Consider the following 12,009-nt stretch of genomic DNA (forward strand, 5'->3'; position numbering starts at 1 on the left):
TTAAGTGCTGGGAGATTTACTGGAGAAAATAATACTGATTTAAGTATTAATTTAGCTCATAAGAATTATAATGGTAGTTTGACTATTATTGGTGCAAGTAATGGGCAAACTATACTCGATGGAAATGATGAAACATGTATTTTTAAATCAATTAGCGCTGATTCTATTGTAACTTTGATAAACATTACATTTACACATGGAAAAGCAGAAACTGGATCAGCTATAACTACTTCTGGAAATTTAACCATAGATAATTGTACTTTTGATAGTAATTATGCAACTAACCTCGCAACGATATATACTACAGGTATTAATTTAAAAATTACAAATTCAATATTTAAAAATGATTATGGTGTAGATGGTTTTGCAGATATTTATGCTAGTGGTACTAATATAGATATTATAAATTCAACATTTATAAATTCAACATCAGGTTATAGTGAAGGCTATAATTCAATACCTTCTCTTTTAATCACAAGTAGAAAAGCAAACATTATCGGCAATAGATTTGAAAATATGACTGGATCATATGAAAGTGGAACTTTTAAATTAGAGTCTGAAGAACCTAAAATAATCAATAATACATTTATTAATTGTAATTATACTGGAAGTGAAACTGGAGGAATAATCAGTTTTTTAAATGCTTATATTCAAAATAACATATTTATAAACTGCAATACCACAAAAGCCTTAATAAATCCTTTAACCAATTTTAATGCATATTTAAAATTTAAAAATTTAACAGTTAATGGGACTGAATTTAAATTAATATGTGAAGTAACTGATGATTTAAATAACAGTGTAAGCACTACATATGGAAAAGTTCATTTCTTTATTGATAGTGAAGACATTGGTTCTAGCAAAGCTAATAACGGCATTGCTTCTTTAATAGTAAATAAATTATTAGAAAATGGGGACTATACACTTAGTGGAACTTATTATCATTATGAAAACAATCCCTTTGAAGTTAATGTTAAAAATGCAACAATACATGTTGATTTTAACCATGACCCTCTAGAATTATGGGTGTCTAATGATGGTAATGACATCACTGGTAATGGAAGTAAGAACAATCCATTTAAAAGTCTTAAACATGCATTAAATTATGGATTCGAAAATACGATAAATTTAACTATTCATATGAAAAATGGAATCTATAATGGAGATGATAATAGAAATTTGCATTATTCAAATATTGCTAAGTTAACCATCATAGGGGAATCCTACAAAAATACCATAATCGATGCAGAAAAAGCAGAAACAATTTTTACTTTTGGTAACTATCTAAATGTGACTTTAAAAAATATGACTTTAAAAAACACAAGTGGATATGTTATCAATGCATATATGTTAAAAATTTATGATTCTATTATTGAAAATGTTGGTTCTTTTGAGATACAATATAGTGATAAATCTAAAATAATTATCAATAACTTAACCTATAGCAACAGTGGTTCCATACAACTATACAATCCAGAAATTTATAATTCTGAATTTAAAAATTGTAATATCCTGAATAAATATTATTTTTTAATGGCTAACGCTTTGGGAGAAGATATAATACATGTTGAAAACACTACTATCATCAACAATTCTAATATACATGGTTCCGTTTTTTCTGCATCTGGAAATTTAATAAGACTAATTAATAATAACTATATTAATAATTCGGCTCATAGTGCTTATTCTAACTTTGTTTTTTATCATCGTGCTAATAAAATAACTTCAATTAATGAAACTTTTATTGGGAATAATGTAACAAATTATATTGCATCTTTTGGGCCTTTCGGAACTTATGCTGAGATAATAATTGAAAATATTACTTTTAGAAATAACTATGCGACAAATGATGGAGCAGGTTTAATTATCCAATCTGGTAAAATTAAAGGTGGTAAATTTATCAATAATACTGCTTTAAATAATGGTGGAGCTATTACTATCTTACCACACCATAATTCTAATCAACTACCAGATATTATTCTAGAAAATGTTTCTTTTGAAAATAATAGTGCAACTAACGGTAAAGACATATTTATTAAAAAAGGAGAATATGGACAAGTTAATGGCCAATTAGAAAATATTACGGTGAATTTTAATAATTTAATTACAAAAACTCCTTACGACACTGTAACTGCCAATATTACCCATCCAAGTGGTGCAACTATTGGTGGAGGAATTGTTACTTTTAATTTAAATGGTTCATACATGGGTATTGCAGAGGTTATAAATGGCATGGCTAAATTAAGTTATTTAGGATTTGAAAATGGCAATTATTCATTAAGTGGTACTTATGATTATGGAACAAACACAACTAAGTATAACAATGCTTTTGTTAATGTAACTCTTAATCTTTTAAAAGAGAATATAACACTATATGTTTCTGATAGTAGGGGAAATGATGAAAATGGTGATGGTTCATATGAAAATCCTTATAAAACTATTGGAAATGCATTAAACGATGGATACAAACAATCTAAAGTGATTTTAATTAAAATTTTAGAAGGTAATTATAGTGGTGAATTCAATAATAATATTAAAATTTATGATTTTAATATCACACTTATTGGTGAAGGAATTGATAAAACAATCATAACTGGCAATACTACTAACAATTGCATTATAACTGTACTAAATAATAGTGGTAAAGGATTAGTAAAATTAATAAATATGACTATTAGTGATGCTCAAAAAACTGCTATTTTTATTGAGAAAAATACAAATATATTTATTGATAATGTTAAATTTACTAAAAATCATGGAACTTCTGGTGGTGCAATCAATAATAAAGGTACATTAAATATCATTAATTCTATTTTTTATAATAATGGTAATTCAAATATATATGTATCAATGTATGAACACGGAGGAGCCATATATAATTCTGGAATAACAACTATTGATAATTCCACATTTATTGCAAACTATGCCCTATCCTATGCTAATATATATAATAATGGTATTTTAAATATTAGTAATTCCAATATTCAAGATCCTATACGTGTATTTCAATCATGGAAAGGAAATGCAATTTCAATTGGTGGTCCAGGTAACATGAACCTTATTAATTCCAAAATATTTAGATCTGGAAAAAGTGTTTCTGAACTTATTGGTTCTAATGATACAAATACTATTAACCTACACTTTGTTATAAGTATCAGTGCTGGAAAAATGTTATTAAAAAATACAACAATAGATGGTAATGATGCTAATTATTATGTTAGTGGTGGATCTACTTATTATAATGCTGCAATAATAACAGACTGCCCCTCAAACATTGAAATTTACAACACAACTTTCTTAAATTTAAATAACATTTTGTTTCTCGGACATGAAACTACTATTGATATCAATGAATCCTATATTAGAAATGTATCATCTATTGTTGAAAAAAAGTTTTTAATTGATTATAATTTGACTGTATCTAATTCTTACTTTGCTGATGGAACAATATCAACTTATAACTATAATAACTCTAATATTTGCTTAAATAATAATTGGTGGGGAAGTAACTTTAAACCTACTTATAAAGTAGCTAATGTTGATACAAATCCTGAAACCTGGTTAATATTAACACTAAACCAAAGTGCTTTATCAAAAAACATTATTTTAGCTTTTAAAGTTAGCGATGGTGAAAATATAACAGATTATACAGGACAACTATATCCAAGACATTTTACAATGTCTAGCATAAACGGAACACTAAAATCAGCTAATGGAACTATCATAAACCATATCACTAACCTAATCAAAATAATGAAAAATGCAACTAGTTACTATGTTGAAGCTACAGTAGATAATCAAACGGTTAATTTAACTCAAAACATAACTCACAATGTAACTATCGTGGCTAAAGATATAATCATTGATTATGGAACTACAACAATTAATGTAAATGTATTGTTTGACAATCAACCTGCAGACAACGAAACAATAACTTTAAATCTTAATAATAAAAAGTACACAGCAAAAACAAACAACGGAACAGCAACATTCAACATTGACATAATACCACACGGAACATATACATTAAAATACATAATAAATGCCACAAAACTACATGGCGAAGTATTAAATTCATCAAACCTCACAATAAATAGAATAAATGCAAATATAAATGCAACTTCCCATTCAGTGATTGTTGGAAATGATGTAAAAGTAGAAATCAACATACCAAACGACCTAACAGGCACAATTAATGTATTATTAAACAACAAAACATACCAAGCAGAAATTACCAATAATAAAGCTATCGCAATTATCCCTAACTTAGCACAAGGAGAATACATAGCTAAAATAACTTATTCAGGAGACGATAAGTACTTACCAACTAATACAACAGTGAATATTAAAGTACTTGGAATTAATATTACAGCACCAGATGTTGAAAAATACTACAAAGGCTCTGAAAAATTACAAATCATCACAAAAGATAGTGAAGGAAATGCAATAATAGGCCAGAATATACAAATTAAACTAAACGGCAAAAATTACACTGCAACCACCAACAATGAAGGTATTGCAAGCATAGAACTTGATTTAAATATTGGAAAATATTCAGCAACTATCATTTTTAACGACAAAAAAATTAATGCAAGCATAACAATAAAATCCACAATCCACGCACCTAACATGACAAGAGGCTACAATAGTGGACTAGACTACCAAACAACCTTACTAAATGTTGACGGAACACCACTATCCCATACCAACATAACATTCAACATCCAAGGTAAAACATATTCAATTACAACTGACGCAAAAGGTGTTGCTAAATTAAACAAAAAACTAGCCATCGGAACATACAACATACTAATTATAAACCCAACCAACTTAGAAAAACAAACAAAAACTTTAAAAATCATCTCCAGAATAAACAACAACAAAAACCTAATAGGAGATTATTTATCAGGACTTAAATACAAAATCCGTATCATTGATGATAATGGCAAAACTGCAGGCACCGGAAAAATCGTTAAAATTACAATAAACAAAAAAACATACAACATCCCCACCGATAAAAATGGATACGCAACATTAAAAATAACACTAACACCAAAAACATACTACATAACAGCAACCTACAAAGGTCAAAGCGTAAAAAACAAAATAACCATAAAACAAATACTAAAAACAACAAAAACAACAACAATTAAAAAATCCGCTAAAAAAATAACACTAAAAGCAACACTAAAAAAATCCAACAAAAAAGCACTTAAAAACAAAAAAATAACATTCAAATTTAAAGGTAAAACCTACACCACAAAAACCAACAAAAAAGGCATAGCAAAAATAACCATTAAAAAGAATGTAATAAAAAAACTCAAAATAGGCAAAACATACCCAGTAAAAATAACCTACGTAAAAAATACCATCACAGGATCAGTAAAAATTAAAAAATAGAGGGTTAAAAATATATCCTCTATTAACATTTCTTTTTTCAAAAGTTCTATTATTGATACATTTAATAAAACTATTTATTCAGATAACTATCAAAAATATTAATAATTACATATACATATTCATATATTCAAAAAGTAATTAGATATAACAATAGTCTAAAAATAAAAAAAGACTAAATAAAACAATACATATCAATTAAAATATAAAAATAAACAAAAGAACAAATGATTATAACATAAGAATAAGTAAAGCCAATATATTAATTTCAACAGTTAATTATTTTTTAATTGTTATCGTGTTTTTTATAATAGATTTGCCACAAATAGACATAATACTATATTTCCCGACTTTTAAATTCTTAATTGTAATAGTAGCTATTCCGTTTTTATTAGTTTTAGTGGTATAAGTCTTTCCTTTGAATTTGAAAGTTATTTTCTTACCTTTTACCGCCTTTCCTTTAGTATCAACTAATTTAGATGAAAATTTAATCTTTTTAGATTTTTTATGAGAAATATTTTTAGCTGTTAGTAGTGATTTTACATTAATCTTATTTGATACTTTGTATGAGTTGTATTCTGCAGTAATTATATATTTTCCAGGTTTTAAATTTATTTTAAACAAAGCATATCCATCTTTATTTGTTTTAATCTTGTAAATCTTTCCATTAACTTTAATTTTAACAATTTTACCAGATCCAACAATTTTACCATCATTTCCAACGACACGGACTTTATAAAAAGCACCATTTGAGAAATACATGTTGATATTCTTGTTATTAACAAGTGTTGGCAATATTTTAACTGTATTTTCAATATATTCATTAGTAACTGGATTAATAACTGTTACGAGATAAGTTTTGGGATTTAAATTCATATTTAATTCTACAATACCATTAACGTCACTTTTTTTATAATATAAAACACCGTTAATGATTATTTTCACATTTTTATTTTTTAATGGATTTCCATATTTATCTAATAATTGTGCAGTATATGAAGCTCCATTGTTAAAAACTTTAACTAGATTATTTGCATAAATAGTTGTTAAAATATCTAATTTATAAGTTACAAATAAACCATCATAAGGATTATTCACAGAAATAAGATGATTTCCTGAATTTAAATTAAGATTAAAATTAAAAACACCCTCATCATTAGTTTGTGCCGAATATTTTTTACCATCAATATCAATAACAAAGTTTGTGTTTTTAATTAGCTTTCCAGTACCATCTAAGAATTTAATTGTCAAATAAGGATAATCTCCATAATATTTTACTTCACTTTGACCTAAAACAGTAGATAATACAGTTATATTTGTTTTATCAAAAGAATTTTCATTAATATTCTTTGAATAATAATAACATTCTACATTATAAAATCCTGGTTTTAAATCAATATTTAAAGTAATCCATCCATTTTCATCGGTTGTGCAATTATAATAAACACCTTCTAATAAAACAGAGATTACTTTATTAATTAAAGGATTTCCATTAGAATTTATAAGTCTTGCATGAAATTGAGTTCCATTTCTATAATATTTAACTAAGGGTATAGCATGCAATTGAGTTAGTTCTCCTGAAATAAATATCTTTTTCAAACTAGAAACAGCTTTGTAATTATCATCACCACTAAAAACAGCTTTTATCATGTAATAATTAGGATCTAAATCTAAATTCAAGTAAGCTCTTCCCTTATCATCGGTTATACTAGTAATTGTTTTGTTCCCAATGATAAATTTAATTTCTTTATTACTAAGTAAAGTTCCGTTAAAATCAGCTAAAACAACAAAATACTCTTTAGAATTAGTTAATTTTTCATTATCATTAAATAAAACAGTTTTTGTACGATTATCAGCTGATTCAACATTGATAATATTAGTTGAATAACTAGGTAAATATAAAGAATTACCATTATAATGTAAATTAGCTATGTATTTTCCATAATCTAAAGTTAAGTTAAAGGTAATTTTACCATCCCCATCTGTGATGCCTGTAATATTGCTAATTGACTCTCCACTAAATGTATAAAGTTCAAGTATTACTTGTGAACTGGATATGCTATTATTTAAAATGTCGGATAATCTTATAGTGAAATTTAATATTTGATTATCTAATCCATTAATATCTTGAGCATGTAAATTTGAAGTTATTTTATCACTATCAACAACTAAAATAACAGATGATGCATTTGATGCTAAATAATTGGGATTAGAAAAATTATAACTAATAATATGATTTCCAACACCTAAACTAAGTAATATTTTAGCTATACCATCATCATTTGTAGTAGCGTTATATTTAACACCATCAATATCAATATTAATTAGCATATTTTTAATAGGATTATTATTAATGTTCCTGAGATTTATTTCATATACTTGTTGTTCATTGCTTTTCATCACAATATTATTAGCTATTAAAACAGTAGGCATTTTATAAACACGTATAGTATTTGAAGATGAGCCAAATATGTTATAATAGCTATTTGAATATTTGTAAGTAATATTATATTCTCCGGGATTTAAATTAATTTGTAAACGTGCAAGACCAAAAACATCAGTGAAAACTTCATAAGACTGTGACCAGTAATTAGAAGATATTGTAACTGTAATTTTTTTACCATATTGACTATATGCATTGGGATCATTAAATTTTATCATAAAATATTTATTTTCCCCATAGTACTGAACCAAATCGCTTGAATTTATATAAATATTAGCCAAATTAACTTTTTTACTAACAACAATAGTTGCAGCATTGGTTGCATCACAATACCATTTATTTCCACCAAAATCAAGAGTAGTTAGATAAGTTCCTTCTTCAAGGTTTATAATAAAATCAGCTTCACCATTTGCATCGGTTTTAGTGGTGTATTTTTTTATTAGGTCGCCTTTATATAATGATAATGTTACGGATTCATTATTAACGCGTCGACCATACATGTCACTTAAAACAACTGTGTATATTCCATTTAATGGTATTGTGCAATGATGGAACCCTGAAATTATAGTAAAGATTTTTTCAACTTTAATAACTCCTTCCCCAACACTAGAAGCATATATATTATCGCCTAAGAATTGGGCTTTAACATTATAAGTTCCAGGTAAATAGTTTATTGTTAATTTTGCAACACCATTATTGTCTGTTTTTAATGTGAATTTATCACATAAACTTCCCTGAGTTATAGTTACAATAATATTTTCGCCACGTATTAATGATCCATGAATATCTTTTAAGGTAATATTATAAACATCACCTGCACCATATAATGTAACATTAGGAACAATTATTGTAGAATTAGCGGGATTAATTAATATATGAGAAATGCTGCTTGAATAAGAGTACCATGAATCGCCTAAGAATTCAGATTTGACAGTGTATTTCCCTACATCTAAACTTAAAATAATTTCACAAACAGCATCATAATTGGTTAAAGAGTAGATTTCTCTTATATTATTTTTAGAATCTATAATTGTAACTTTTATAGGCATGTTGATTAATTTTTTATCTCCTTCACCAAATAATATAACTTTAAATAAGTTGTTTTTACCATAATAAGTTTGATTATAGCTAATTAAATAAGTACTAGATTTTATTATTTCAATTTTAGAAGTAGCATTACATTTTTCAAAATATCCATTACCTAAATAATTGATATTTACTTGATAAATACCCACTGGATAATCTACATTAAATTCTGCATGGCCATTATCATCAGTTTCTATTGTAAAAGTCTGCTTAGTATTATTTTCATTGATAATTTCCACAATTAATGTTTGATTAAATATTTTATAACCATTAATATTAATTAAATCAACAATAAATTTATTGTTTTTACCTTTAAAAATGACGTCTTCCATTATTAAAAGGGTTTTACTGCTTCTAACATCTAGATCTAATAATTGATTATCAATTCTTGCATAAACTTTAAAATCTAAATTTAAATCATAAGTCATGTTAGCATAAGCAGAATTATTTATAAGTAGAGTATGATTTGGAGAGATACTTCCTTGTTCTGTTATGAAATATACTGGTCTAGATGGCATATTATGATTAATTTTGTAAATATTGCCTTCGTCATCACGAAGATAGTCTAGTGATGCTTTAATAAGTGAATTTGAAAGTGATTCAAATGTCATTATTACCCAATTATTTAAAGTTAATGTTCCAAGGAAAATAAATATTTTATCAGAGTTTGGTTTTTGATTATCTCCCCACCAATTACTAGAATAATCTACATCTCCAGAATAAGAATAAATATCATTACCACCATATTTGGAAGTGTTATTTACAAAAACACAAAAATGAGCCTCTTTTGTATTTGCAATCGCTCCTCCAAAGGCAGCTTCATTATACATGAAAATTGATTCTAATATGCATCTAGCACTAGCTATGCCTTCACCAACAAATACATTATTATAATCTTTATAAAGATTCTTATTATTAATAAAAATTGAATTATTTATTAAATCAGCACAAACCATACTATTATAATAATGTGATTCAAAATTGTTAATGAATTTAGATGAGGTAATATTATTAGCTATGACCAATTGGCCTTTGTTGTTAGTGAATGAGCAATTATTTATAATTCCATTAAAGTTTTCGTATTTGTCTTGGATATTTAATCCCACTCCATTACTTGAATAATAAGAATTTCTATCAAAAAATACATTATTTTCAAATGTTGAATTTTCGATATATGCATATCTAGAATATGGATTAGTATATTTTGAATATCTAAGTTTTGAAGAAGAATATGTAAATGGATGTGAATTTACAATACCCATTAAATTATTCCTAAATTGTGAATTATAAATTTCTATGGAGGATGAAACTGGAAATAATGCATTATAATATTCAAGTCCTTTAATTGCCTTATAACATTTGATTCTTTCAAATGAAGAATTTTTAATGTATGTTCTAGCTGATCCCCTTAATATAGATCCTGAAATATTTGCAAAATAACAATTATCTATATTTACAATACCTTCATGTTCTATTCCATTTTTTGTATTAATAACACTTGGAGAGGATATATTTGAAAAAGAACAGTTAATAATGGATAAATTTCCACCATTTAGAATAATTAATGAATAGCTGTATTCAATTATATCAACTGAGAATTTAATATTTTTTAAAAACAAGCTTCCCCATTCTTTAATATTAAACATATTATAATCATTAGATCTTAGTAAAGTCACATTTCCTAATCCGACTATAGTTATATTCTTTGTAATTGTAACATTTGAATTCCAATTATCCTTATATGTTCCTTCTAATAAACAAATACTGTTTCCGTTTCCTGCTTTAGAAACGGCATAATTTATTGTTTTAAATGGATGTTCAAAAGTACCGTTTCCTAAACCATCATGTCCATCTGGTGATACGAAATAGTTATAGTTAGATAAGCCTTTTCCAATTTTAAGAGATAGTCTTTGAAAGTCTATGATTACATAAACTTGACAATCAAGGTTGTTTCCAATTAAATAATTTGAAAATGTTTTATTGATATTTGCAGTTGAATATAAGAATTTACCGTTTTGAGATTCGAATTTTAAAGGTATGTCTGGTAAATATTCCCATGGTTTAAATTCAAATGTAGAATTACCATCACTCCATTTATTTAATTTTACTGTGAAAGTTGAATTAGGATTAATTGGAATGTAGTCATACTCGTATTCAAAAGTAGCTATAGTCCAATAGCTAACATTAACCTCTTTGAAGTATTTATAAGACGGGCCTGAATTAATACCCCACCAATTATAAGGGGCGTAAAGATAACATTTATAAGCATTTCCAAATATTGATCTTAAAATTGCAGAATATGTGATATTAATATGTGAACGTTCGACTGAGATATGGGAATTAAAAGCAGAATGAATAGCTGTAAAATTTGAATTTTTCACATGAATTATTGAAAGAATAGAATCATGATAATTAAATTTACTTTTATCTATTGAAATATTACACCTATTAAAAATAGATTTAAAAGAAATTTGAGAGTTATAAATACGGACAGAAGCATCTTCAAAATCAATATTATTTAATTTGGAATTGTTAATAATAATTGAAGCAGTTTTATAAGAACCTTCATCATATTCATTATTTGAAAGCAAATTTTCAACTTGGGAATTAATAATGCTAATCTTATTATAATTATAAACTGTATTAATGACTTGGGAATAACCTCCATTTTTTATCAATCGTGAATTTAATATGGTGGTCTCACCAATATTAGTTAATACATGGGCCATATTTAGAGAAATTGCATTGGTAACGTTAGAATTTTTAATTGTTAAATTTCCTTCATTAAAAAATGTTCCCATATTTGAGTTCATTTTATTAAATGAAGAATTGTTTATCAATAGTGTTCCAAGATTGTTAATAATACCTAATTGAGAATAAGAATCTGTATATCCATTGATAAATTTGATATTATTTAATATTAAAGAAGAAGATTGGGTTATTTTAAAAAATGCGTATTTATTTTCTCCATTAATAATAACATTATTTGAAAATGATTCGATTGTTAGGTTTTTATTAATTAAAATAAAAGTATTATTTGTGCCTTTATATTCTCCATCCATTAAAATAATCTTAGAATTATT

Annotated in this window: 2 protein-coding genes; one reads left to right on the plus strand and one right to left on the minus strand. The window is 26.0% G+C overall.

The genetic code is table 11. The annotated features are described in order from the left end of the window. Positions 1-5,400, plus strand: a 5,400-nt coding sequence (locus MBORA_RS10850) for a hypothetical protein (protein ID WP_063720416.1), incomplete at its 5' end; no start/stop codon positions are given. Positions 5,401-5,676: 276 nt separating this feature from the next. On the opposite strand, the gene MBORA_RS06560 is transcribed toward MBORA_RS10850, so the two are convergent. Further along, positions 5,677-11,988, minus strand: coding sequence for an Ig-like domain-containing protein (locus MBORA_RS06560; RefSeq protein WP_063720417.1), 6,312 nt, complete (start codon positions 11,986-11,988; stop codon positions 5,677-5,679). Positions 11,989-12,009: the final 21 nt, after the last annotated feature.

The organism is Methanobrevibacter oralis (genome assembly GCF_001639275.1).
GTDB classification, from domain to species: domain Archaea; phylum Methanobacteriota; class Methanobacteria; order Methanobacteriales; family Methanobacteriaceae; genus Methanocatella; species Methanocatella oralis.